Genomic DNA, 25,287 nt, shown 5'->3' with positions numbered 1-25,287 from the left:
CAGGCGTAAACTGCCCGACTTTCACCTCCCAGTAAGGATGCTAGAGGCACGATGAACATTCCCAACATGCTCACCCTGGCAAGAATCGTGTTCATCCCGCTCATGGTGGTGCTGTTCTATATTCCCTACAGCTGGAGCATGCTGGTGACGGCGGCGCTGTTCGGGCTCGCCGCGATCACCGACTGGCTGGATGGCTATCTGGCCAGGCGCTGGGATCAGAGCACACCGTTCGGCGCCTTCCTCGATCCCGTCGCGGACAAGGTCATGGTGGCGGTCGCGCTGGCGCTGCTGATCGAGCGCTACCAGGTCTGGTGGCTGACGCTGCCGGCCCTGGTCATCATCGGCCGGGAAATCGTGATCTCGGCCCTGCGCGAGTGGATGGCGGAAATCGGTCAGCGCAAGCAAGTCGCGGTATCCTGGATCGGCAAGTCGAAAACGACGCTGCAGATGATTTCCCTGCTGCTGCTGCTGGGCTTTGCTCCGACTTCCTCGATCGCCCATCTCGGCATCGTACTGCTCTACGCGGCGGCATGTCTGACGCTGTGGTCGATGGCTCAGTATCTCAAGGCCGCATGGCCGGAACTGACGCGCTCGCTCTGACCGAAAAACGACATAAGCGTTTGACACTTACGCACTTATCCTTATAATGCGACGGCGTGTTCAGCGGGAATAGCTCAGTGGTAGAGCATCGCCTTGCCAAGGCGAGGGTCGGGAGTTCGAATCTCCTTTCCCGCTCCAAACATGATGTGATGGAAACGGTCAGCGAGGGTCGGAAGCTGGAACGCCAGCCCGGTCAAATCTCCTTTCCCGCTCCAAACGCATATTTCGATCCGAGATATCCAAGTCATCTGCACTGGAAAGATCAGTCCAAACGACAGATTCTCGTAACTCGAAATCAGGCTGGATGGCAGAGTGGTTATGCAGCGGACTGCAACTCCGTGTACGCCGGTTCGATTCCGACTCCAGCCTCCACTTCTCAAGTAGATCGAATCCGAGCGATTCGGTTACTCCTCTGGTTACCGGCACTTCGTTTTTCAGAAAGCGACCGGACAAGATTGACCGGATGTCGTCGGCCCGGATGGCGAAATTGGTAGACGCAAGGGACTTAAAATCCCTCGGTGGCAACACCGTGCCGGTTCGAGCCCGGCTCCGGGCACCATCTTCAGGCTAGACCCTTCCCTCGCTGCAAATGATCGACGGTTCCGGTGTTCATCATCACTACACTATCGGCTCCCGGTAGATCACGGCCCGTGTGATAGATGATTCGCCCCCTGCGATAGATACGCCCTCCCCAGAAGCGTGATTCCCATTCTGAAAATGCCCGCTTCATGCCAAGCTTGAAGGCGGAGTGCCGTTCTCGAGAGCCATCAATCGAATGTAGAGTGTGGAAAACTGGCGCTGAGATTCGCAGGGAAAAAGCGACTCGATGACACCTGGCGTTGCCACCCCGTGCATCGAGTCGAAGGTGTCGCAGGGAAGCGACAAAAAGCGTCGGACGACTCGATTCGAAGTCATCGAAGGTTGGCCCGATCATCGGCGGCGAACGTGCGAGCCCGGCCTTTGATGGGAATGTTATCGACCAATGCTCCAACGACTTGAGCACACGGCGCCACGCGGGCCGCGCCAGGCGATTCGGTTTAGAATAGGTGACACTTTGCGTGCCACCGTTTCGATATCGCCACCAGGACCCGACACCAATCCAACGCCACAACGACAACGCTCAACCGTACCTTCTCCGTGGCGCCCATGAAGGGTTCCAACACGGTGTAACACTGTCTTTTGCTGAAACCTGCCGTTAAGATGAAAGCAACTGCTACACCTAACCTCGTCCTCGCCCGCCAAGCGGTCGGGGTCTTTTCGTAGCAGAGGGAGAAAACATGACAGCACTCACAGGCATCGGGCTTTACAGTCCGCGACAAGCGGCGGAGCTGACGGGTATCGAATCCCGCACACTCAGGCGCTGGCTGCTGCGTGATAACGACACCCATGAACCTCTCTGGCATCCGGAGCCGGAAGCGAAGGGGGCGCCGGACGCCTTGAGCTTCCGCGATTTGCTAGAAGTAAAAGCAGTGTGGGCGCTCAAGCAACAGGGCGTTTCCCTTCAAACCATTCGTCGTGCACTCGACAACCTGAAAAGCCACTACCAGGTCGACTACCCGCTGACGAACCCGCACTTGGCGACCGACGGCAAGAACGTCTTCTTCAGCACGATCGCGGAAAGTGGCGAAGAGTGGATTTCGGATTTGGCCAAGCGCCAGAAAGTATTCGCCGAAGTCATGAGTCCCGCGATCCTGAAGAGCATCTCTTTCGATGAACGCCAAAATCCTGTGACCTGGCAGCCGGACCCGACTGACCCATTGATCCAGATCGACCCAAGGCGCGGGTTTGGTAAGCCATACGTGCTACCCAGCTATCTTTCCACGTACACGCTGTCCAGGGCTTACGAAGCCGAGAATGAAAACGCCGAGACTGTCGCTCGGTTTTTCGATGTCACCGAGGATGAAGTAATCCGCGCCGCGAACTTTGAAAAAAGGATAGCCGCGGGTGCACATCTTCATTGACGAAAACCTGAGCCCACATCTCGCCATCGCCCTGCACCACCTTCAGACGTTGCTGCCTGAAAACCACACTATCCAGCATGTCACCGACAAATTCGGTGGCTATGGCACGCCTGACCTTGAATGGCTGCAAACGTTGGCCGATGAAGGGAACTGGGTCATTCTCTCCAAGGACCGATTCCGCAAGGGAGCAGCGGAGATACACGCTTTTCGTCAAGCGGGAATAACCATCTTTTATCTCGACAATCAGTGGTCAAAGCAAGACGGCTGGAAAGAAGCGATGCGATTGCTAAAGTGGTGGCCAGATATTTCTCGGCTGATAAACGCCACTTCCCAACCCACATGGTACGAAGTGCCGTGGCCACATAAGCCAAATCTCAAAGGCAGTCGCCTCCAATAGCCTGAGCCTCACTCTCAGCTGAACAGCGCTGCCCTAGCCCCGCTGGTCTTCCAGCCGACGTCACCGCCGAACCGTACTTGTCCACAACCGGTGCGCCTCCGCCCTGCCGAGCCCGGTGACTGTGTTCGGTGCTGATTGCACTTAGCGACCTAACGTCACACTAACCCGGAGCTTACCCCATGAATCCTAGGCCGTCGAAGCCTACTCTTGGTCCGCGTGGCGTCGTAACACCGACAGCGATCCGGAATTTCCAAAGATGAAGCGATTGATACTGAAGAACGTGATCAAAAGGTAGTCAAGCAAGGACAAGATGCAGCGCCATTCTGTGACGGATGCCCTTTCTTCCGTACAATGGCGCGCCACCGTGTACCACACCGCTGAAAAGTCGCCTGGTGTACCACACGCCCCGATGAATCAGGTTCAAAGGGTCGGCTGGTACACTAGCGGTACGGCAAGCCCGGTATCGACGGGATTTGATGGTATTAAATAGTGTGTATTTACACAGCAGGCCATGACGCAACTAACTGATATGCCGACACAAAACCCAGCCGATCAAGCACGCCGATTTTCGGTGGCGCCCATGATGGAATGGACGACCAGAGACTACCGGGCGCTGGCTCGCTGTCTGACGCGGCGTGCTCTGCTGTACACCGAAATGGTCACCACCGGTGCGATTCTGCATGGTTCGCCGCGGGAGCGCTTCCTGGGCTACAACGCCGATGAACATCCGCTGGCGCTACAGCTGGGCGGTAGCGACCCGGGGGAACTGGCCGAGTGCGCAGTCATTGCCGAAGAATGGGGCTACGACGAGGTCAATCTCAACGTGGGTTGCCCCAGCGATCGGGTGCAGAACAACATGATTGGCGCCTGTCTGATGGCCTACCCCAACAAGGTAGCCGAGGCGGTGGCCGCGATGCGTCGCGCCGTTTCGATCCCGGTCACGGTGAAGTGCCGTATCGGTATCGACGACCAGGACGAGGATGCCGATCTCGAGCGCTTCATCGAGCAGGTGGCGGCGGCCGGTTGCGACACCTTCATCGTGCATGCGCGCAAGGCGTGGTTACAGGGATTGTCTCCCAAGCAGAACCGCGACGTGCCCCCGCTCAACTATGAACGCGTCTATCGCCTCAAGGCCAATCATCCGGCGCTGCATATCGGCATTAACGGCGGCGTGAAGACGATGGAAGCGTGCCAGACGCATCTGGCGGCGGGCGTCGATAGCGTAATGGTCGGCCGCGAAGCCTATCAGAACCCCTGGCTGCTGGCCGGAGTCGACAGCATGCTCTACGGCGAGAACGCGCCGGCTTTCAGTCGTCACGATGTCGCTCGCGCCTTTCGTCCCTATGTGATCGAGCGGCTCGACGAGGGCGCCAAGCTCAACCACGTGACTCGGCATCTGCTGGGGCTGTTTCAGGGTTGCAAAGGAGGCCGTCGGTTCCGCCGTCATCTGTCGGAACATGCTCATCGAGACGGCGCCGGCATCAGGATCTACGATGACGCCGTGGGTCTGGTGGACGAGCAGAAACTGATGGAAGCCTCATCTGAAGCGATCTAGAAGCCGGCCGTTTAGAAACAGGGAGTCTAGAAGCCTGTGGTCTCGTAGCGGGACTGAAAGCTTTCCACTGCGTTCTCGACGTCGTCGATCTCCTCATAGCGAGCGACGTGGAATAGCGCCTCGCCCTCATTGACCAGCGGCAGATTGCTCATGCCGATGACGATGCCGTCGGCACTCGCGACCACCGGGGCCTCGGCATTGCCGAACGGATCGGCGACCACCCCCAGCGTCTGCTGCTTGGCAACCCGCGCCCCCAGCCTGACCCGTGGCCGCAGGATGCCATCGATCGGCGCCCGCGCCCAGCTCGAGCCGTTGGCGATCTCCGCCGCTGGCGGCGTCCGTCGGCGGCTGTCCGCCGGCAGCATGCCGATCAGACGCATGACACGCCGGATCCCTCTAACCCCGGGCGCAATTGCCCACTCGTCAAAACGCAGGGCCTCGCCGGCCTCGTAGGTCAGCACCGGCACGCCGCGGTTCTGGGCATACTCACGCAGGCTCCCTTCTCGCAGCTCGGCATTCAGAATCACCGGCACGCCGAATGCCTCGGCCATAGCCTGGGTCTCTAGATTCTGGCGCAGCTGGGAGCGAATCTGCGGCAGATTGGTACGATGAATCGCCCCGGTGTGCAGATCGATAATGTGCGTGGCCCGATCGACCATCTCTTCACGCAACAGCGCGGCGATCCGCGAGCCAAGCGACCCGCCCTCGCTGCCCGGAAAGCAGCGGTTGAGATCACGCCGGTCAGGCAGGTAGCGGGACTGCTGCACAAAGCCGAAGACATTGACGACCGGCACGGCGATGAGCGTTCCCCGAAGCCGTGAGAGGTTGGGCAACCTCAGCAGTCGACGGACGATCTCGACGCCATTGAGTTCGTCGCCATGAATGGCGCCACAGACCAGCAGTACCGGACCCGGCTGACGGCCGTGCACCACCTCGACCGGAATATGCATTGGCGCGTGCGTATAGAGTTTGGCGACCGGCACATCGACCTGGCGACGAGTGCCCGGCTCGATTCGCTCGCCAACGAGGGTAAAAGCTTCCTGCGCCATGAGTAGCCTTGATAATGAATGGATCGGTAAAGAAGATCCTGAGATCGTAAAGCCATCAGGCCATCATGGCGAGCCGTCTTGCTCCACGGCTTCCAGTTCGAAGATCAGGGTCACGTGATCGCCGACCATGCCGTTGTCGACGCCGTAATCCATGCCCCAGTCGCTGCGGTCGAGCGCCCCGCGGACCGATAGACCCAGGGTGGGACGTCCATGCCCGAAAGGGTAGACCTCATCCTGATTCAGCGTGACGTCCAGGGTTACCGGCTCGGTGCGTCCCAACATGGTGAGTTCCCCGTTCAGCGTCCCGGTGGTCGGTGAAGAGGGCTCGAAATCGGTGGCCACGAAATGCAGTCGGGGGTAATCATCGGCATTCAGAAAATCGTCGTCCCGGAGGTGGCGGTCACGAGCATCGAGATTGGTGAAAACGCTGTTGGCCTGGATCGTGACCTGGGCTGAACTCAGCTCCTGCGTCTCGCGGTCGTAGACGAAACTGCCCTCGCCCTCCAGAAACTGGCCCAGCAGGTTCTCGTATCCCAGATGATTCACCATGAAAGCGATGGTGAAGTGCTCGGGATCGATCTCGAAACGCCGCGGCTCAGCCTGCGCGGTCGAGATCGACGAACCCAGCACGAACGCCATGGAAGCGGTGAGTAGAGGCAATCGCATCAGGCCCATGGTGAACTCCTTGTCTCGAGTGCGAATGACGGAAAAACGTCACGCGCGAAGGGAATCAAAGCCCGCTGGCGTCAACGGTTCGGCGCTGCCACAGCCAGACGATATCCCGGCCGAAGGAGAGCGCCAGCAGCAGTGCCGCCAGCAACGTGAAGCCGGTTACCCAAGTCGGCTCGACGAAAGGCAGCAGGCAGGCCATCAACGTTGCCACCTGCCACACGCAGACCGTCTTGCGGAAGACGCTATCGGGTAACGTGCGGTGAAGCCAGGGCGCGTACATCCCCGCCATCACGAAAGCGTAGCGCGCCAGCCCGATGATCAGAATCCAGGCACCGGCCTTGTCCAGCGCGATCAGTGCGGTACACAGCACGACGATGAAAAACGCGTCCAGCTCCATGTCGAAGCGCGCACCGAAGGCGCTCGCCGAACCGGTCCGGCGCGCTACCCAGCCGTCAATACCGTCGAGGGATAGCGCCAGCAGCGCCAGCGCGGCAATGCCCTCGGCATGACGCTGGATGAAGTCCGGATAGACGACCACGCCCGCGATAATGGCGATCAGGACGGCCCGAATCAGCGTGATCCGATTGGCCCAGCCCAGTCCGTGACGAGACGCCGGCCAGGCCCACAGCACGGCCGTGGCGATCGCCACATAGATCCCGCCTGCCGTGAATCGCAACCCCGAGGGGGCGGAAAATGCCCACTGTACCCACTCGGTCAGCAAGGCAACCAAAGCCAGGCCCGCCGCCAGCTCGATCCATCCTCGAACGGATTGAAGCCGCCGTCGAGGCGCCACCGCTATACGCGCCGACGAATGTCGCATCGCTGGATCCCTCCACTTCGCAAGAACATTGCCTGATTCCCGTTCGGCATACCGTCCACGTACTTTCCGAATAGTCGCCGTTGACATGGATACGCGACTCGTACAACTCTGGATGCACTTCGACCTGCTGACGCTACAGGGTCGTTACCGCCGGTCTCGGCCGGTCTCGGCCGGTTGCAGGCAGGCCCCCAGGCTGAAACGCCAGCCAGTGCTCGCCCGCCGGGGAGGCGATCGAGATCGGCCGCCGCAGCCGTGAATTTCGACCGACACCGTTTATCTGTACACTTCTTGTACAACGCCAAATCGTCACACTCTGCCATACTCGTCTCAGGGTAGCGACGAACCAGCGCCACGACGAATTCATCAGTCATGTCCGACTTCAAGGAGCGCAAATCTCGATGACCACGCCTTACGCCCATGCATTCTGGTCTCTTGGCGACGGCAGCGGTGAAATTCGCCAGGCCGAACTTAGTGCCAGCGGTGATCTGATGGTGAGAACCTGTTACTCCGCCATCAGTCGCGGCAGCGAAACCCTGGTCTTCAATGGCCAGGTGCCGGTCAGTGAATATCAGCGGATGCGCGCCCCGTTTCAGAGCGGCGAATTCCCTGGGCCGGTCAAATACGGCTACTCCAATGTCGGCGTCGTCGAACAGGGCGCGCATGACTGGCACGGCCGCTACGTCTATTGCCTCCATCCGCATCAGACCCACTACCGCGTGACCGTCGACGATGTCGTGCCGCTGCCCGCCGACGTACCGCCGCAACGGGCGATCCTCGGCGCCAACATGGAGACGGCACTCAACGCGCTATGGGATGCCGCCCCCGGTATCGGCGACCGCATCAGCGTCATCGGTGCCGGCGTGGTCGGCTCGCTGGTGGCGTGGCTGTGTGCCCGGCTACCCGGCGACCGCGTCCAACTGATCGATATCGACGAACGCAAACGTTTCCTCGGCGACGCCCTGGACGTCGATTTCCATACTCCCGAAACGGCAGCGGCCGAGCAGGATTTGGTCATCCACGCCAGCGCTTCCGATGCCGGCCTGCAGACCGCCCTCTCGCTGGCCGGATTCGAAACGACCGTCCTCGAGATGAGCTGGTACGGCAGCCGCGAGGTCAACCTGCCGCTCGGCGAAGCCTTCCACGCTCATCGCCTGACGCTGCGCTCGAGTCAGGTCGGCAGCGTTTCTCCCGGGCATCGACCTCGCTGGGATCACAAGCGGCGGCTCTCTCTGGCGCTATCGCTGCTCAATCACGACTGTCTCGACGTGCTGATCAGCGGTGAAAGCCATTTTAGAGACCTGCCCGAGACGCTGAAGCGCCTGAGTCAGCGCGAAGACGATACGCTGTGCCAGCGCATCCGCTACGGCTGATACCACGTAAAGCTATTGAACTCGTCGCCGTAGTGCCTCAGCGGTTCAGTGGCTGGATCGAACGAATCATGCAACAAGGACGCACTCGTCAAGGAGCGACAACAATGTTCAGTTTGACCGTCCGCGATCACATGATGATCGCCCACAGTTTCAACAGCGAGACCTTCGGCCCGGCGCAGAAGCTGCACGGTGCCACCTACGTCGTCGACGTCACCTTCAAGCGCCCCGAGCTCGACCACGACGATCTGGTGGTCGATATCGGTCTGGCGAGCGAAGTTCTGAAACGCATTCTCGGCGAGTTCACCTTGAACAATCTCGACGAGATCGACGAGTTCAAGGGTCGCAACACCACGACCGAATTCATGGCAAAGGTCGTGTTCGACCGTCTGTCCCATGCCATCCGTGATGGCGAACTGGGCGATGGCGCTCGCCATCTCACCGCGCTGGACGTCACGCTGCACGAGTCGCACGTTGCCTGGGCAAGCTACGAAGGGGGCCTATGAGCGATTTCACCCTGATCGTCGCCGGCGACCCCGGCCAGTTGACCGGCGGCTATGTCTACGACGCGCGAATCGTCGAGGCGCTGCGCGCCGACGGTTGGCAGATCGACGTGGTCGGACTCGAGGGCCGCTTTCCGGAGCCTGACGCCGTCGCCTCTCATGCTCTGGATAGCGCTCTGACCACGCTACCGGACGGCAGTCGAGCCGTTATCGACGGCCTCGCATTGGGCGGGCTGCCGGCGATCGTCGAGCGTCATGCGTCACGGCTATCGATCACCGCGCTGGTGCATCATCCGCTCGCCGATGAGACCGGGCTGGGGGCGCCCGAACAGCAGCGCTTCCGGATCAGCGAGACCCGGGCCCTGGCGGCCGTCGAGAGTGTCATCGTCACCAGTGTCTATACCGCCCGGAGGTTGGCCGATTTTGCCGTACCGGCCGAGAAGATCGCAGTCATCGAGCCCGGCGTCGAAACCGGAGAGTTGGCGAGCGGCGACGGCAGCGGGCCCCCGCGCCTGCTGTGTATCGCTACGGTCACGCCACGCAAGGGCCAGGATCTGCTGGTCGAAGCCCTGGCCGGCCTGACTTCGCTACCCTGGCAGTGCGATCTGATCGGTGCCCTCGATCGCGCCGAGGCTTACGTCGACAAGGTGCGAGAGGCGATCGCGCGCCATCAGCTGGACGATCGCGTCCACCTGCTGGGCTCCCAGTCCAGCGAGAGTCTGAACGCCCATTATCGGCAGGCCGACCTGTTCGTACTGCCCTCGCACTACGAGGGCTACGGCATGGTGATCACCGAAGCGCTCGCCCACGGTCTTCCTGTGGTGACCACGACAGGGGGCGCTCTAGCTCATACTCTGCCGGACACCGCCGGAATCAAGGTGCCGCCGGGTGACGTCGACGCGCTCCGCGAGGCGATCAGGAGCATGCTGGAAGAGCCTGAAACCTACCGACGCTATCAGGCGGGCGCTCGAGAGATTCGCGCCACGCTCGGCAACTGGCAAACCGCCGCCGAGGCTTTCGGCGAGGCCCTGAAACGTGCCACGACAGCGGAGGCGACGCGCTGATGTCGATGCCTTCATCACCTGCCACCGACGCCCTGTACGGCAACGCCCTGTTCAGCGATGCCCTTTTCAGCGATCAATGGCTGACGCTGCGGGAGCCTGCCGATCATCTGGCGCGGGATGCCCAGCTCACCCATGCCGCGGATCGCTGGCTGACACGACGAGCCACGCCGGCCCGGCCGCTGGAAACGCAGCGCACACTGGTGGACCTGGGATGCGGCAGCGGTTCGAACCTGCGCTATCTGGCACCGCGACTTCACGGCACCCAGCACTGGCGCCTGATCGATCACGACGCCGAACTGTTGGCCCATGCTCGACTGCGCTGCGAGCACCTGTCCAGTGCCGATGCCCAACCGATCCATCTGGAGTCCCGGCATTCGAGCCTGACCGAAGCCTGGGAACACGGCCTGCAAGGCGCCGATCTGGTCACGGCGTCGGCACTGTTCGACCTGCTGACGCCCGCCGATGTCGAAGCGTTGGCGGACGCCTGCCAGAACCACGGCTGCGCCGTGCTGTTCGCGCTCAGCGTGGATGGCCATATCCGCTTCCACGATGCCAGCGGGGCGCCGTTATTCAGCGACGACGACCGTTTCATGCTGGCGGCGCTGGAGACACACCAGCATCGCGACAAGGGCAACGGCCCGGCCATGGGGGCGCAGGCATCTCGCCATCTTCGCGAAGCCTTCCATCGTCGCGGTTACCATATTCGCGAAGCCACTTCGCCCTGGCGTCTCGGCCCCGAATCACTGACGCTCGCCGAGTCCCTGCTCGCCGGCTGGCGCAGCGCGCTCCACGAGCAGCTACCGCAGCAGAGCAGCCGCGTCGATCGTTGGCATGGCGAACGTCTCGAAGGGCTGATGCGTGACAAGCTGACATTGACCGTCGGCCATAAAGACCTGTTCGCCACACCGATGGCGACTGCTTCGGGAGCGCCAGCGTGAACCGCTGGCTATCGCCCGGGCTGCGTCTGGCGGCAACGCTTACGCTGCTCGGCCTGCTGGCCTGGCAGCTGGACACCCGGGAACTGCTGGATCGACTCGGCGCGCTGTCGCCCGGCTGGGTGATACTGGCCATTCTCATCGGCGTTCCCCAGGTCTTACTGTCGGCCTGGCGCTGGCGCATGACGGCGCATCAGATAGGGATCTCCCTGCCCTGGCCTACCGCCATTCGCGAATACTATCTGGCGACGTTCCTGAATCAGGTGTTGCCCGGCGGCGTCGTGGGCGATGCCGCGCGGGCCTGGCGCCACGGCAGCGCCAAGCAGACGTCGAATACGGCGTCAACGTCGCAGTCCGGCCCGGCGATACGCGCCGTGATCATCGAACGCGCGTCCGGTCAGGTCGCTCTGCTGGCCGTCGCCATTCTGGCGATAGCCCTTTCGCCCGCGCTGCGCGGTGGCATTCGTCAGCTATGGCACGCACACGCTGGGGCCGGTTGGGTAGGCATCATCGGGCTATCGTTGACTGCCGTTTTAGTGCTTGTGGCCGCTTTCTGGCTGACGCGAAGCCGAGCGGGGGCAGCGTTGAAACGGTTCTGGCAGGATCTTCATCGTGCCCTGCTGACGGTCAAAGTGTGGCCGGCACAACTCGCAAGCTCGCTGCTGATCGTCGCGACCTATATCGCGGTATTCCTGTGCGCCGCCCGCGCGCTCGGACTCGAACGTCCCGTTGGCGAGCTGTTGCCGCTGATCCCCCCGCTACTGATGGCAATGGCGATTCCGCTGACCATCGCCGGCTGGGGTTTGCGTGAAGGTGCCGCCGCCGTGATCTGGCCGCTGGCCGGCCTGCCGGCGCAGGAGGGCGTGATGCTATCGGTGACCTACGGCCTGCTGATCCTCGCCGCGAGCCTGCCCGGCCTAGCCGTGCTGTTGATGGATCATCGGTCGGCCCGCCGGAATGCTGGCCGACGAGCGGCTGATCGGCGAATCGTCCGGGACCTCCAGACTTTCGCCCCCGATAGCGTCGTTCCCGATAACATCGCTTCTGATCGCCTCGCCTCGGGAGGAGAGCCAAGATGAGATCACTCTCCAGTCGCTACGCGATCGCGCAGGTCCAGATCGAACAGCATGTCGTCGCCCAGTCGAAAATGGCGGCAGGCCGGTCGCAGCGCGTCATCCAGCGTGTCAATCTCCGGCAGCGTCAGCGCCGGACGGCCGGAGCCGATCAGCATCGGCGCAACAACGCTGTGCAGACGGTCGAGACAGCCCGCTTCGAGAAACCGCGAGATCGTCAGCCCGCCGCCCTCGACCAGAATCCGTCGATGGCCATGCTCGGCCAGCAGCGCCACGATCTGCGCCGGATCGATACCGGACGGCCCCGGCGACAGCGGTTTCACGCTGACGTGATCAGCGTCGCCGTGGCCGGCCACGCCTTCGTTGACGAGATGCCAGGTCGGCGCGACCGGCTGTCGGAACACGCCGCGCTCTGCCGGCACCCGGCCGCGCGGGTCGAGCACCACGCGCAAGGGATTGTCCCCCTCGACGTGGCGAACCGTCAGCTGCGGATCATCGGCGGCCACCGTTCCTGCGCCCACGACGACGGCATCCACCAGCGCCCGCAGTTGGTGAAGGTGAACCAGGCTCTGCGCGCCGGTGACGTAGTGGGAAGCGCCACTCGCCGTGGCGATTCGGCCGTCCAGGCTCTGACCGAGCTGGGCAATGACACAGGGGCCACGAGACGTGTCCGTCATGCACCACGGCAACCAGATCGACAGCAGTCGAGCGGCCTGATCGTCGAGCTGATGATTACAGGACCAGCCGCCGTGAGCGTCGATTTCGAGGCGCAGATCGCCCTCGACGATGACACCGTCGAAGCGCGCTTCGGCCCTGCCATCCCGGGTCAGCGCTGCCACGCGACGAATCCAGCGCCAGGCCTTGACGCTCTGCTCGGAAGCGATCGGCAGGGAAGGTTCGCGAAGAGTCATGGTCACTCCTTGGCCAGACGGCATGACAAAGTAGCAAAACAGAGTAGTAGAACCGAGTCGTAAAACCGAGTAGCAAAGATCGTCGTGGCAAAGATCGTCGAACGGGAAACGCTGGCCCGACGATCGCGGAAACCCGCCAACCACGCGGACTGCAGGATGACAGGTGAAACGGATCACGGATGACACGAATCATGGACGACAAAGCGAGGAGACGAGCATGCGACAGGTAGAACGCGCGATTTTCGATCTGCGACGCGGCCTTCCGGTTCTGGTACGAGCCGACCAGGGCGACGTGATGGTTCACCCGCTCGAGGGCTGCGACGATGATGCCCTGGCAGCGCTGCACGTCTTCAGCGGTAATCGCCCCGCCCTGGCGTTGACGCGCCACCGCCTTTCCCGGCTGGGCATCGAGTTCGAGCCGAGGGTTGGACTGATGCCGATCGATCCCGCCGACAGCGCCGACGACGTCATCGCCCGAGCCAGTGCCGTCGGGCATCGATTGGCGCCGGATCGTCGACCGGACGCTGCCAGTGAGGGCAGCGTGGCAGCGCTGGACCTGATGCGAATCGGGCTGCTGATCCCGGCGGCGATCGTCGCCGACATCAGCGATGCCCAGCGCGACCATGTCGAGACACTGGTTGCCGAAGGCACGGTGCTGGCCGTCGCTGCCGAACAGGTCTCGGACTACGCCGACGCTCGTTCGCACTTCCTCAAGCGCACCAGCGACGCGGAAATTCCGTTGTCCCACGCGGAGCGCGCGAAGTTCGTGATGTTTCGCGAAGCGGACGGCATGCGGGAACATATCGCTATCGTCATCGGCGAGCCCGCGGAATGGAGCGATGCCGTCCCCGTGCGGTTGCACTCTGCCTGTCTCACCGGCGATCTGTTCGGCAGCCTGCGCTGCGACTGCGGCGAACAGCTGCGCGAGAGCGTGCGTACCATCGATGAACGCGGCGGCGGCGTGCTGCTCTATCTTGCCCAGGAAGGACGCGGCATCGGCCTGGCCAACAAGCTACGCGCCTATACCCTGCAGGATGGCGGACTGGATACGGTGGACGCCGATCACGTCCTCGGTTTCGGCAACGACGAACGCACCTACGGCGTCGCGCTGGAGATGCTCGAACAGCTCGAGATCACTCGCATCGAGCTGTTGACCAACAATCCGGAGAAGATCGCCGCCATGGACCAGGGCGGTGTCGAAGTCGTCAATCGTCGCGGCGTCTACGGCAAATTGACCAAGCAGAACCGGCGCTACCTGGATGCCAAGGCCAAGCGCGCCGGCCACTGGCTGGAAGAGGTGCTCAACGATGGCGACGAGGGTCCGGTGACGCCGCTCAGACGACCCGCGGCACACTGAGCACTCAGCACTTAGCACTGACTGAGCCGCCGCGAGCGTCCCGGCAGAACCGTACGCGCTATCGCAGCGTCGCCAGATCGAAGCGGCCCGTCTCCTCGATGATCCGTGCCAGGCGATCGGCGAAATGGGAGACCAGCCGGCGTCCGGTCTCGGCGTCGGCCAGGGTTGCATTGCCGGTGACGCCGCTCGGGTGCAGATCCTGCGCCATCCAGGCGTAGCCGGCGTCCCCTTCCGGGCCCAGCGTCGAACCGGCCTGCTCCTGCAATTGGCCCGCGGACACCGCATCGGCCAGATGCTCGGCGCGAACCTTGTGGGGCGCCAGATACAGCATCATCGAGGTTTCCAGTGCGCCGCCGTGCAAGCCGTGGCGCAACTCCTCGGCGGGCAGCGCCTGCGCTGGCGGTGCGAAGCGAAAGTAGTTGGCCTTGACCACCAGCATGGCGTGGGCCGCGCGCAGTTGGAGCGCCGTCAGATCGATCACCGCCTTGTTGCCGCCGTGACTGTTGAACAGCACCAGCCGTCGAATGCCGGCACGATGAACGGCCTCGCCCAGCGACTCGATCACGCGAATCGCCGTTTCCGGCATCAGGCTCAGCGTGCCCGCGAAAGCGGTATGCTCGAGACTCGAACCCAGTTCAAGCGGTGGCAGCACGATCACCGTCTGCCCCGCCTCTAGCTGCTCGGTTGCCGCCTCGAGCAGCCCCAGGCCGATATCCAGATCGGTGGAGAGCGGCAGATGGCCGCCGTGCTGTTCGATCGCCGCCAGCGGTAACACTGCCACCGTCGCGTCGTCGACCAGCCCCGCGAGCTCCGTCGTGGTCAAATCCTGCCAGTGATGGACACTCATGCGTCACTCCCTATCGAATCGGTCGAGCTGGATGCCGGAATACCGCGCAGCAAGCGTTCGGCGATCGCGCTTTCCCGCACCACCTGCCGCCCCACGGCGTCGCGCAGCTGGCGCTCGTCTTTGCCTCCTCGCGCCAGCGCCAAGGTCAGCCGCGAGCGCGCCCGGGTGATACCCGTGTAGATCAGCTCCCGGGTGACGATGGGGTTGGCTCGCCCCGGCAGCGCGAACAGCACATGCTCGAATTCCGAACCCTGCGACTTGTGCACGGTCATGGCGAATGCGGTTACAGCGGCATCGAGTCGGGACGGCAGCACCTGTCGCACGCCGTCGCCCTGGGGGAAGCAGACTCGCAATCGCCCCGCCTCGTCGGTCAGTGTCAGCCCCAGATCGCCGTTGTAGAGCCCCAATTGCGGATCGTTATGGGTCACCATCACCGGACGGCCGGCGAACCAGCCATCGGTGCGCGAAATAAAGCCCTGCTGCCACAATGCCCGCGCGATCCGCTCGTTCAATCCCTCGACGCCCCACGGCCCCCGCCGCAGTGCGCAGAGGACCTGAAAGCGACTCTGCAACGCCAGGATCGACGGTAGAGAACCTTTGTCCCGCAACGCCTCGAACAGCTCCCGATAACCCGACACCACGGCCCGTTCGAACGCCGAAGCATCGATATCCAGCGTCGAGACGTCGGCAAAACCCGCGGCCAGCGCTCGGGTAAATGCCCGCCCGTCGCCGGCATTGGCGGCGCGAGCGAGCTCGCCGATGCCGCTGTCAGCGTGGAAACGGAAACTCTTGCGCAGCATGGCGACATGGTCGGCCAGCAGATTGGAGGCTCCGGCTGCCGGAAGCGATTCACCGGTCATGGTCTGCAGATAGTCGCGGGTCGCTTCCGAGTAGCCAAGCGTTCCGGCAGCCGAGCTAGTGGCAATCGAGCTAGTGGCAGCCGAGGCGGCCGCATCGAAAACATTGGCCCCGGCACACAGATCGCCGAGTACCGACCCCGCCTCCACCGACGCCAGCTGATCCTTGTCGCCGAGCAGGATCAAGCGCGCGTCCGCCGGCAGCGCATCGAGCAGCGCCGCCATCATCTCCAGATCGACCATCGATGCCTCGTCGACCACCAGCAGGTCCAGGCTCAACGGCTCCTCGGCGTTGTGACGAAAATGACGGGTGTCCGGTCGCGCGCCCAATAGCCGATGAAGCGTCAACGCCTGCTGCGGTATCGCCTCACGCACGGTCTCATCAATGTCCAACCGGCCCACGGCGCCGGCGATCGATTCTGACAAGCGAGCTGCGGCCTTGCCGGTGGGCGCCGCCAGCCGGATACGCAGCGCCGCGCCACCGCCGGCCAGCGACTGCTGCTGCAGCAGCGCCAGCAGCCGCGTCACCGTGGTGGTCTTGCCGGTGCCCGGGCCGCCGGAGATGATCGTCAATCGCTGACGAAGTGCCAATGCGCAGGCCACGCGCTGCCAGTCGGGTTCGTCACCCTCACGCTGGTTGCCGGCGAACAATGCCTGAAGACGATCCGCCAGGTCGGCGGCGACCGGTAACGGCTCGCCCAGCCGCAGGCGAAGATGCGCCGCGACCCCGCTTTCGGCCTGCCAGTAACGACGCAGGTAGAGCCGATCGCCTTCGAGCACCAGCGGCGTGGCGAGGCCTGCGGCGGCATCGCCGGCAGCCACGGTGGAGGACCCGCGCAGCGCCTCGATCCAGTGCGCCAGCGTCACGCCCTCGAGCAGCGATTCCGGTAGCATAACCGGCACGTCCGTCTCGAAGCCGCCATCCAGGGGCGGCAACGACAGCGCGGACCTGGGCGCGGCGAGAGCCCGCGGTAGCGACAGGCACACATGGCCCCGCCCGACCTGATGGCTGACCAGAGCCGCCGCCAGCCACACCAGCGGATCGCTGGGCGTTCCGACATCGTCATCGCGCGCTGCCAGGAAGATTGCGAAATGGCGATCGAGCTGTCGCAGCCAGCCGAGTTCGACCCACAGCGCCAGGGTCGCGAACAGCGTCTCGCGATCGAGCGAGGACGGTGGCAAAAGTGATGACGGCGCCATATCGAGCGCCAGCGAGAACTGATCGTCGTGTCCGGTTCGACTCATGAATCGGCCTCCGCTGGCTGCCGTCGGGTTTGCTGAATCAGCGCCCGCGCCGGCTCGGCGTCACCGTCGAGCCACGCATCCAACGCCTCGATCAACGCCCGCGACGGCCGACGATGAAACACCCCGCTCGCCGACGAACCCACGACGCCCTCGGACGCGTCTCCGGGCTCCGTAGAAAGCGATATCGTGGAAAGCTCTGGCGCGCCCTCGGGCGACTTGGAAATCGGCGCCTTGGAAGGGTCTGGCGCGGCTTCGGGCGCCATAGAGAGCGGCGCCATAGAGAGCGAGTCCCTGGAAAGCCCCCTCAGAAAAACATAGCAGGCGCCGCCGACGTGGCGGTCGTAGTCGTAATCTTCCAGCCGGGACTTGAGCAGCCGATGCAGCGCCAGCACGTAGAGCACGTACTGCAGATCGTAGCGGTGATCCACCATCGCCGCCGCCAATCGCGCGCCCTGATAATCCTCCGGGTCGTCGCCCAGATGGTTGGACTTCCAGTCGAGCACGTACCAGCGCCCATGAACCTGAAAGACCAGATCGATATAGCCCTTGAGCATGCCGTTGAGTTTGCGCGGCGCCAGCCGAGGACGCGGACCCGGCAGCGGCTCAAGCCGAGTGACGAGCCGATCCAAAGGTTCGCTCCAGGCGGCTGTCGCCGGGAGCCAGAATTCCAGCTCGGTGCGCCATGCCTCGAGCCGATCGAGCTGCACCGGCTGCCCGTCGAGGTGGATCAACGGCTGTCGCAGTCGCTCCAGCAGCCACTCGAGCAGCAGTGGCGCCCACGCCACGTCGAAACCACTCGTCACCAGTCGGCGTTCGACATCCCGGCGCAGCGTATCCGCATAGGCGGGATCCGCCAGGCGGTCGAAATCGAGCATCTCGAGCAGCCCGTGAAGAAAGGTCCCAGGGCGCGGGCCACGGGGGAAATCGAACAGCGAACGAATCCTGGGCCGAGGCACGGGGTCGCGCTCGCGGCTGACCTCGACGTCCAGCGTCGCAGGCAGATCCTCGCTGGCCGCGGCGTCATCCTCGCCGATACCTTCGCCCTCATCCTCGCCGATACCCTCGCCCTCGCCCTCGCCTCGCTCGCTTCGACCCGTATCCTGACGAGCGTCGGCGATCAGCGCGGTATAGGAGGCGATCCACCAGTCGTCATCGATCCGGCCCTGAAAGCGCCGCGCCGGCTTGGTCTGCGGCACGACGCTAACCAGACGCAGCCGATGATCCGGCAGTGCCGGCGGAGGCTCGATCGCCAGCCAGCCCGCCCGCTCGCCTTGTCGCAGCCGTTCCAGCAGCGCCGCGCCGTCGTCGTCCTTCTCGCTGCCCAGCAGTCGCCCCAGGGCCGTTTCGTGCAGGCATCCGCTCTTGCCCCGGCCACGCCCCACGTGCGCCACACCCATCCGGCAGGCGTAGGCCGCGCGGGTCATGGCGACATAGAGCAGACGCACATCCTCGTCCAGGCGGGCCAGGTCGGCCTCGCGCGTCTGCGCGTCATCAGGCGAGGCCACCATCACGCTGCCTTCGCCCTCGGCCGGCCGCAGCGCCAGCAGCTTGGTATTTCTATCGGGTTCCGCCGGGCGGTGCGAACAGATGAACGGCAGCAGCACGATGGGATATTCGAGCCCCTTGGACTTGTGCACCGTGATCACCCGCACCAGGTCTTCGTCGCTCTCCAGACGCTGACTGAGCGCCTGGCTATCCAGCGTCTCGACGCCTTCCTGCAGCGCGCGGTGCCACCAGCGCAGTAGCGCCTGCTCGCCATCGAGCCGCTGCTGGGCATTCTGTGCCAGTTCACCGAGATGCAGCAGATCGGTCAGCGCGCGTTCGCCGTCGGCGCGTTGGGCGAGGCGCTCGGCGATCCGGAAATCCCGCATCACCGCGCGCAGCATGGGGAGCACGCCACGCCGCTGCCACTGGCGATGGTAATCGCTAAAGCGTTCGACCTCGCGCTCCCAGGCCAGCTCGTCGGCCAGCAGCGGCTCCAGCGCCTGCGGCGACTCGTTCAGCAGTTTGGTCGCCAGCGCCGCCTTGAGCCGCGAGTCCTGACGCGGCTGTGCCACGGCTTCGAACAGCTGCAGCAGCTCGAACGCCTGAGGCGTATCGAACACGCTCGAACGCTCGCTCAGATAGACGCTGCGAATGCCGCCGTCGGCGAGCGCGGCGCGCACCTTGAGCGCCTCGCCGCCGTGACGGACCAGGATGGCGATATCGGCGGGTTTCACCGCGCGCTCGCCGGTCCCACCGACGAAGCGCCACTCGCCTTCCAGCAGCCGCTGCACCTCGGCACGGGTCGCGGCGGCCATCACGTTCTGATAGTCGTTTCTGGCGTGGCGCTCGGTATCCGGCCACCACACCCCGAGCGCCTCGACCGGCTGGCCTTCGCGGTCGACCAGACGCGTCGCCTTGGGGTTCGACTCGACGGCGACGAAAGGAATCTCGTCGCTACCAAACGGCTGCGGATGACGCAGAAACAGCGCGTTGGTGGCATCGACCATGGATTGGGTCGAGCGGAAGTTGCGCATCAGCGTGAAACGACTGGGCGTCGCCCGGCGCGCATCGAGATAGGTATGGATATCCGCGCCGCGGAAGGCGTAGATCGCCTGCTTGGGATCGCCGATCATCAACAGCGCGGTCGCGGCCGGATCGCTATCCGGCGCGCGGTAGATGTGCGAGAAAATTCGATACTGGACCGGATCGGTGTCCTGGAATTCGTCGATCAGCGCCACCGGCAGCTCATGGCGGATGCGCGCCGCCAGCCGCAGCGCCGGACTGTCGGTCGCCGCCGCCGATTGCGGGCGAGCCAGCGCGGCATCGAGATCGTTGAGCAGATCCGAGAACTCCCACAGCCCCCGGCGACGCTTGTCGGCGGCAAAGCTCACCGCGACCTGGTCACGGGCGTGAACGAGAACCTGCCTGGCAATCGTGGAGAAAGGTTGACCGATGGCAGCGAGGCGATCGAGCAGCGCGAAGAAAGGGTGCGTTGGCGCGGTCTGCCCTTTGCTGGCGGCGGCCTTGACCAGCGCCCCGTCGAGCTTCTGCTGGCTCAGCCAGAATCGCCCGCTGCTATCGGTGATGCCGTCGCCCGCGCCGAAATCCCCCTGGGCCAGCCAGGTCTCGAACGCCGCCAGCCGATCCTCCAGCTCGTGGCTCTTGTAGCTGGTCTTGTTGAGCGTCTGGTTGCGAAACGCTTCCGCCATGATCTCGGCGATGGCCTCGCGATCCCAGGCGGCCGTCAGCGACGTCTCAAGCGTCGCCCGCTCGTCCAGGCCGCTTTCCAACTCGGCGAACAGCGGGCCCAGCGCGCGCGGTGCTTCGACCTCTTCTCCCGCGACCCAGAGCGGCTGCGGCTGGCCATCCTTCAGCAACGGCCGCAGCGCCCCCGCAAGCGCCTCCGGCCCGCTCCACTGGGCGCGAATCTGGCGCTGCCAGCGTTCGTCGAGCGGATAGAATTCGCGCCGCCAGTAGTCCTCGACGGCCTGATTCAGCAGTGTCTGACCATCCTGCAGCAGTTCGGCGGAAAACCGCGCGCCGGCATCGAAGGCGTGACGAGTCAGCATCCGCTGACAAAAACCATGAATGGTGAAGATCGCCGCCTCGTCCATCAGCCTCGCGGCCTGGTCCAGTCGTCTGGCGCCACTGCGGCAGGCTGCCTCGCCCGCCGTGGCCAGCGGCTCGAGCAGGTCCGCCAATACCGCATCCTGTCGCGTCTCGGGACTCGCCAGCAGCCAGTCGCGGGCCTGCTTGAGACGCGCCCGAATACGCCCGCGCAGCTCGGCGGTGGCGGCCTCGGTGAAGGTGACGACCAGAATTTCCGGCGGTGTCAGCGGGCGTGGGAAATCGACCGTTTCACGCCCGGGCAACGGCCCCAGTACCAGCCTCACGTAGAGCGCGGCCAGCGTAAACGTCTTGCCGGTGCCGGCACTGGCTTCGATCAGATGATGGCCGGTCAGCGGCAGGCCAGTCAGTTCGAGCGGTACGGTCTCATCAGGCATTCGCGGGTCACTCATTGACTCGACCATGCCCTCGGTCGCTGGCTCATTCGAGTCGTTCATGCTTTTGCCTCCGCAGATCGCTTCGCCGTCGCGTGTGCATGAACCTGCTGGGAGGCCCGCAGCAGCGCCTCCAGAATCGGCTGATAGTGCGCCACGCTCTCGCGGACGCCGTCCGCCGCTTCGAAGGCGTCGAAATCCGGCCATAGCTGACCCAGACTGCCTTCGCGCTGAATCAGCGACGACATCCCGAAGCCGCCTTCCTCGTACTCCTCCGCCAGACGGTCGCGCCAGCCGGCGTCGAGGGATTCGCCCGCCGCCAGCCCCGCAAGCGCCTCGCGATCGCCCAGGCCCCACAGCATCCTGGCCAGCGCGCCGTTGGCGGGCAACGGTGCGCACCAGGCTCGCCACCAGGTCCGAAGCCACGCTTCCAGCGACTCGCGAGCCTCGAGCGGGGCCAAAGCCGGGAACTCGAGCCAGCGGTCCTCGAAGATCGCCGTCCAGCGGCACGGGGACTCGCCGCGAGCGTTGGCCAGCAACCAGCGGCCGTAACCGGAGAACAGCCGATGCGGCTTGCCCAGCTTTTTCCATGGGCCGTTTCCGGCATTCTGGCCCTGGCTGTCGAAGTGGCCGAAATGGCTCACTTCCAGGGTTACCAGGCTCAGGCTGCCATCCTGCTCCCGGTGCAGCCCGTCGACGCGGGATTCCAGCGCCAGCGCCGGACAGTCGTCAGTGTCGTCGATCGAGAAACGCAGCATCGGCGGCGAGATCGGTTCGCTGTCGGCGATCCGCCGATGCCAGCTCTCCAGCTGAATCTGCAGTCGCTTGAGCGGGGGCTCGATCAGCGCCAGACCGAAGCCCGCGGCGGGCAGACGCCCGGCCAGCCGTAGCCGATCGGCGACCTGCAGCAGCGGCTCGCCACGACGCCCGGCATCCAGCAGCTCGCGCTTGAGCGTGTGGTCCTCGAGAGCGTCCAGAATGAACGGTTCGCTATCCTCGTCAGGCACCTCCGGATCCTGAAAGCGCACGCCCAGCCGGCCGAGGTAGACGCTCCAGGGCCGTCGCAGCAGCCGCTGCAGATCCGCCAGCCCCAACGCCTCCGCCGGCAGCGCGACGGAGTCGGACCCCGCGGGCGAAGCAGCCTGCTCTGCGCTCTTTGCAGTCTGTTCTTCGCACATGGCAGCCTGTTCTTCGTCCTTGGTAGAGAGGTGCAGCGGCTCCCAGCTGGTATCGAAGGTGAAACGTGAATCCTCGGCCTGGAAATAGCGCCGCGAGAACGGCTGCAACGGATGCGTCTCGATCAGTCGCTCCACCAGCGCCGCTTCGTCGCCCGGCGTCGCTGCGTCAGCCTCACCTGACGTGATGGCCGGACGCCAGCCCTGCTCCAGCGTATCGAGCAGTTCGCCGATCAGCACCGAGGGCGGTCGCGGCGTGTTGTCGCGTTGATCGAACCCGACCCAGGAGAGCGTCAGCCGTTCGCGGGCGGAGAGCAGCGCCTCGAGCAGCAGATAGCGGTCGTCGTCGCGGCGCGAGCGGTCTCCCGGCCGCGGCCGCTGCGCCATCAGATCGAAATCCTGAGGCTGGCGTGTTCGCGGGTAGGCACCGTCGTTCATCCCCAGCAGATAGACCTGCCGGAAGGGAATGGCACGCATCGGCATCAGCGTGGCGAAGTTAACCTTGCCGGCCAGGAAGCGCTGGGCCAGCCCGCCATCGTCAAGTTCGGCGCGGAGCGCATCGCGCACCACGGCGAGGCTGATCGGCTGGGTGAAGGATGCCAGCTCACAGCTCTGCTGCCAGCGACTGAGCGATTGATCCACCCGCGCCAGCACGTCGTGCTCATCCAGCGCCGTGGGCGCAAACAGTGCATCCATCAGCTCGCGCAGTCGCGTCAGCCACGCTTCCGGCGTGCCGTCATGGCTCAACGCTTCGCACTGAGCAGCCATCACCTGCATCAGCTCGGCCAGGCGCCCGGCGAGATCCGCTTCCAACCCGCCGACCTCGTCGTAGGGCACGATACCGTCGAACTGCCACGCGCTGTCGACAGACGTCCCTTTCGGGACTTGCGGCCCGGCATCGGGCCGGTGGACGGCCCCGGTGGATTGCCCCGGCGGCATCGGGCCGGAAGATGGCAAAGCTCCGGTGGATGGCAAAGCTCCGGTGGCATACCCCAGCAGCATGCGCTCGAGCCCGAAGGCCCAGCTGTTCTCATGCAGCCCGGGGAAACCGAGCGACTCGCGGTGCGCGCCGGACAGCCCCCAGCGCACGCCGCTTTCCGCCAGCCACTGCCGTAGGCGCGGCAATTCCGACTCCTCGATGGCAAAGCGCGAGCGGAATGCCGGCACGTCGAGCGCATCGAGCAGCTCGCTGACCCCCAGCCGCCGTTCGGGGAGCTCCAGCAACGACAGTATCAACACCATCATCGGATGCGCCTCGCTGGCGACCTGATCGGCGATGGTGAACGGAATATGGCGGGGGTCGTTCGGCGGCACCTGGCCAAAGACGGCTTCGATATACGGCGCGTAAACGTCGATTTCCGGCACCATGACCAGAATGTCCCGCGGCCGAAGCGGCGTGCCCTGGCCACTGGCTTCCTCGAACGCCGCCAGCAGCCGATCGTGCAGCACTTCCACTTCACGCAGCGGCGAGTGCACGCTGTAGAGCGACAGCGAGGCATCGTCTTCGGCGATCTCTCGCTTGCCGCCGGTTTCGCGGGTCCGCTCGCCGGGGTGCTTGAGATCCAGGATGTCCTGCTGCAGCTGATTGAGCAGCGGCGCCTGCTCGGCAGGAAATTCGTCGCCCGGCGCGGGATCGCGGAACAGGTCGGTTTCGACATCGAAGCCGCCATCCTGGCTCTCGAACTCGTAGAGACCGACGATGAAATCCCGCCCCTGGGCGCCCCACGCCGCCAGCAGCGGGTTGGCCTGAAGATGCAGCGCCTCTTCGTCCAGGGCCTCGAGCCATGGGGCCTCCGGGTGACGGGATTGCTGACGCGCCACGGCGTCGGCTGAGAGCCGCCCGGCACGTTTGATCGCCTCACGGTCGGAGATGATGTCGCCCCAGTAGTGCCGACAGGGATTGGTGATCATCAGGAACACGTCGATGACCCCGGAAAGCGCGTGCAGTGCTTCGAGCGTCTGTGCCGGCAGCGTCGAAATACCGAACACGAAAACTCTTGGCGGTAATGCCTTGGGGCAGCTTTCCAACGCCCGGGCGGCACGCAGGAAACGCCCGTGCAGATTGGCGCGATGGAAGGCCCGTTCGTCGGGGTCCGCATCGGCGATCAGCGCTCGCCAGAGCGCCGGCTGCCAGCGCTGATCCGCTGGCAGATCTTTCGGCGAGTCCTCCCCCGCCTCCCAGGCCGCCAGCCAGTCGGGGCGGTAGTTGAGGTACTGATCGAACAGGTCGGCCAGTCGCACCGCCAGTTGCCAACGTTTGCGCTCGGCCTGCTCGGCGGCCTGGCGCTGCATCAACCCATGCGTCGGCGACGCCCGTCCGGGGCTTGCATCCTCACGTTCAGTATCCAGATAGTGGGCCAGCGGCGCGAAGGTGACCGGATCCCGCACGATCTCGCCCTCCAGCAGACGCAGAATGCGCCACGCCAGCGGGCGTTTGTCGAACGGCGAATGCAGCGGAATCGATTGACGCTCGTTTTCCGGCCCGGCCTGCTCGAGTACCGCACGGTAGGCCCGCCAGACGAAGCTCGATGGCAGCGGGAAATCCACCGACGCCGCGATGCCGTCCGCTTCCGCCAGTGACAGCCGCAGCCATTGCGCCATGCCGTTGGACTGCACCAGAAAGGTTTCCGGTGTCAGCGGCGGCATGCGGTGACGCTTGATCAGCGCCAGGGCCAGATCGTGCAGGTCTTCGAGGTGATTGGCATGCAGGACGCTGAACATCCGCTCTCCCGGGTTCTGGAGTCGATGAGATATCGGTAACGATCGTGCCATCCTACCGTGGCGCAGGGCGACGATCATCCAGAGCCTGTGGCAAGATATGACGATCTCATGACTGCGCTATCGTCGACGCCTCGTCGCTGCCGAGACAAAACTGCGAATAAGTAAAACCCCGAATAAGCAACCCCCCGAACA

General features: G+C 64.3%; 18 protein-coding genes and 3 tRNA genes. 13 read left to right on the top strand and 8 right to left on the bottom strand.

Going from position 1 to position 25,287, the window contains the following annotated elements:
• Positions 1-51 precede the first annotated feature (51 nt).
• The 7 genes from pgsA (at position 52) to dusA (ending at position 4,513) form a co-directional block, all read left to right on the top strand.
• A complete protein-coding gene (gene pgsA, locus BTW08_RS12810; RefSeq protein WP_075562917.1) occupies positions 52-600 on the top strand; it encodes a CDP-diacylglycerol--glycerol-3-phosphate 3-phosphatidyltransferase in 549 nt (182 codons plus the stop codon).
• A 63-nt stretch (positions 601-663) separates the two neighbouring features.
• Positions 664-738 (top strand) — tRNA-Gly (locus tag BTW08_RS12805).
• Between the two features lie 160 nt (positions 739-898).
• Positions 899-972 (top strand) — tRNA-Cys (locus tag BTW08_RS12800).
• A gap of 100 nt (positions 973-1,072) precedes the next feature.
• Positions 1,073-1,159 (top strand) — tRNA-Leu (locus tag BTW08_RS12795).
• 718 nt (positions 1,160-1,877) lie between these two features.
• On the top strand, positions 1,878-2,561 hold the full coding sequence (locus tag BTW08_RS12790) for a MerR family transcriptional regulator (RefSeq protein WP_075562916.1): 684 nt from the start codon (positions 1,878-1,880) through the stop codon (positions 2,559-2,561).
• Positions 2,545-2,958 carry a hypothetical protein gene (locus BTW08_RS12785; RefSeq protein WP_075562915.1) on the top strand — a complete coding sequence of 138 codons (414 nt, stop codon included), beginning with the start codon at positions 2,545-2,547 and terminating at the stop codon, positions 2,956-2,958. The genes BTW08_RS12790 and BTW08_RS12785 overlap by 17 nt, the downstream gene beginning before the upstream one ends.
• Positions 2,959-3,469: 511 nt before the next feature.
• Positions 3,470-4,513, top strand: a complete 1,044-nt coding sequence (gene dusA, locus BTW08_RS12780) for a tRNA dihydrouridine(20/20a) synthase DusA (RefSeq protein WP_168170662.1) — start codon at positions 3,470-3,472, stop codon at positions 4,511-4,513.
• A gap of 26 nt (positions 4,514-4,539) precedes the next feature.
• Here dusA and BTW08_RS12775 read toward each other — a convergent pair whose 3' ends face one another.
• The 3 genes from BTW08_RS12775 to BTW08_RS12765 all read right to left on the bottom strand — a co-directional run bounded on the left by BTW08_RS12775 (position 4,540) and on the right by BTW08_RS12765 (position 7,054).
• Positions 4,540-5,562: a succinylglutamate desuccinylase/aspartoacylase family protein gene (locus BTW08_RS12775; RefSeq protein ID WP_075562913.1), complete on the bottom strand. Its 1,023-nt coding sequence runs from the start codon at positions 5,560-5,562 to the stop codon at positions 4,540-4,542.
• 63 nt (positions 5,563-5,625) lie between these two features.
• Positions 5,626-6,237, bottom strand: a complete 612-nt coding sequence (locus BTW08_RS12770) for a YceI family protein (protein WP_139313648.1) — start codon at positions 6,235-6,237, stop codon at positions 5,626-5,628.
• 55 nt (positions 6,238-6,292) lie between these two features.
• On the bottom strand, positions 6,293-7,054 hold the full coding sequence (locus BTW08_RS12765) for a CDP-alcohol phosphatidyltransferase family protein (protein ID WP_075562912.1): 762 nt from the start codon (positions 7,052-7,054) through the stop codon (positions 6,293-6,295).
• A gap of 398 nt (positions 7,055-7,452) precedes the next feature.
• Here BTW08_RS12765 and BTW08_RS12760 point away from each other — a divergent pair, with 398 nt between their 5' ends.
• The 5 genes from BTW08_RS12760 (at position 7,453) to BTW08_RS12740 (ending at position 12,002) form a co-directional block, all read left to right on the top strand.
• Positions 7,453-8,424, top strand: coding sequence for a zinc-binding alcohol dehydrogenase (locus BTW08_RS12760; protein WP_075562911.1), 972 nt, complete (start codon positions 7,453-7,455; stop codon positions 8,422-8,424).
• Between the two features lie 104 nt (positions 8,425-8,528).
• On the top strand, positions 8,529-8,927 hold the full coding sequence (locus BTW08_RS12755; protein WP_075562910.1) for a 6-carboxytetrahydropterin synthase: 399 nt from the start codon (positions 8,529-8,531) through the stop codon (positions 8,925-8,927).
• Positions 8,924-9,988: a glycosyltransferase family 4 protein gene (locus tag BTW08_RS12750; RefSeq protein WP_075562909.1), complete on the top strand. Its 1,065-nt coding sequence runs from the start codon at positions 8,924-8,926 to the stop codon at positions 9,986-9,988. Before BTW08_RS12755 ends, BTW08_RS12750 begins: the two co-directional genes overlap by 4 nt.
• Complete coding sequence (locus BTW08_RS12745) at positions 9,988-10,926, top strand: class I SAM-dependent methyltransferase (RefSeq protein WP_083627854.1); 939 nt, start codon at positions 9,988-9,990, stop codon at positions 10,924-10,926. Before BTW08_RS12750 ends, BTW08_RS12745 begins: the two co-directional genes overlap by 1 nt.
• Complete coding sequence (locus BTW08_RS12740) at positions 10,923-12,002, top strand: lysylphosphatidylglycerol synthase transmembrane domain-containing protein (RefSeq protein ID WP_075562908.1); 1,080 nt, start codon at positions 10,923-10,925, stop codon at positions 12,000-12,002. Before BTW08_RS12745 ends, BTW08_RS12740 begins: the two co-directional genes overlap by 4 nt.
• 2 nt (positions 12,003-12,004) lie before the next feature.
• On the opposite strand, the gene BTW08_RS12735 is transcribed toward BTW08_RS12740, so the two are convergent.
• A complete protein-coding gene (locus BTW08_RS12735; protein ID WP_083627853.1) occupies positions 12,005-12,907 on the bottom strand; it encodes a RibD family protein in 903 nt (300 codons plus the stop codon).
• Positions 12,908-13,124: 217 nt separating this feature from the next.
• Here BTW08_RS12735 and ribA point away from each other — a divergent pair, with 217 nt between their 5' ends.
• Entirely contained in the window at positions 13,125-14,264 is a 1,140-nt protein-coding gene (gene ribA / locus BTW08_RS12730; RefSeq protein WP_075562907.1) for a GTP cyclohydrolase II RibA, read from the top strand.
• A 58-nt stretch (positions 14,265-14,322) separates the two neighbouring features.
• On the opposite strand, the gene BTW08_RS12725 is transcribed toward ribA, so the two are convergent.
• The 4 genes from BTW08_RS12725 to recC are packed head-to-tail and all read right to left on the bottom strand — an operon-like array spanning position 14,323 to position 25,095.
• A complete protein-coding gene (locus BTW08_RS12725) occupies positions 14,323-15,111 on the bottom strand; it encodes a creatininase family protein (protein ID WP_075562906.1) in 789 nt (262 codons plus the stop codon).
• Positions 15,108-17,213: an exodeoxyribonuclease V subunit alpha gene (gene recD / locus BTW08_RS12720; RefSeq protein ID WP_083627852.1), complete on the bottom strand. Its 2,106-nt coding sequence runs from the start codon at positions 17,211-17,213 to the stop codon at positions 15,108-15,110. Before recD ends, BTW08_RS12725 begins: the two co-directional genes overlap by 4 nt.
• Positions 17,210-21,262: an exodeoxyribonuclease V subunit beta gene (recB, locus tag BTW08_RS12715; protein ID WP_075562905.1), complete on the bottom strand. Its 4,053-nt coding sequence runs from the start codon at positions 21,260-21,262 to the stop codon at positions 17,210-17,212. The genes recD and recB overlap by 4 nt, the downstream gene beginning before the upstream one ends.
• Positions 21,259-25,095 carry an exodeoxyribonuclease V subunit gamma gene (gene recC, locus BTW08_RS12710; RefSeq protein ID WP_168170661.1) on the bottom strand — a complete coding sequence of 1,279 codons (3,837 nt, stop codon included), beginning with the start codon at positions 25,093-25,095 and terminating at the stop codon, positions 21,259-21,261. The genes recB and recC overlap by 4 nt, the downstream gene beginning before the upstream one ends.
• Between the last annotated feature and the right edge of the window lie 192 nt (positions 25,096-25,287).

It is taken from the genome of Salinicola sp. MH3R3-1, from assembly GCF_001937155.1.
Classification (GTDB): Bacteria; Pseudomonadota; Gammaproteobacteria; order Pseudomonadales; family Halomonadaceae; genus Salinicola; species Salinicola halophyticus.
The sequence above is the reverse complement of the archived record's forward strand: the minus strand, read 5'-3'. Positions and strand labels throughout refer to the sequence as shown.